At 39.4% G+C, this 355-nt stretch carries 1 pseudogene; it reads left to right on the top strand.

The window, feature by feature from the left end:
• Window positions 1–116: pseudogene (locus tag FHQ08_RS12715) on the top strand (IS200/IS605 family transposase); the annotation flags it as partial.
• Window positions 117–355: the final 239 nt, after the last annotated feature.

Genomic DNA, 355 nt, shown 5'->3' on the forward strand with positions numbered 1-355 from the left:
TGGGCATCAATGAAGCAACAATTAGGAAATATATCAGAGAACAGGAAAAACATGATATTGCCGTTGATAAATTAAGTGTTCGGGAATATGAAGACCCTTTTAAGGGTAGTAAGTAGTACAAGCACCCTTTAAGGGGTGAGCAAAAGTGGCAAGGACAAATTGGCTTGAACTAAAAAGCCAGCGTCTTTAGGCGCTGGTCGGTAATAGAGGCTTATAGCCTCAGAGCACAAGAGGCTGGGACATAAGTCTTTTTATACAGCCTAAAGTAAAAAATTCCTTGAGATCTGATCTCAAGGAATTTTTTGCTTTTATGTAGGCACGAAGTGCCTTCCAATGTTATTCTATAAGCGACAAA

This window comes from Agrilactobacillus fermenti (assembly GCF_021030645.1).
GTDB classification, from domain to species: Bacteria; Bacillota; Bacilli; order Lactobacillales; family Lactobacillaceae; genus Agrilactobacillus; species Agrilactobacillus fermenti.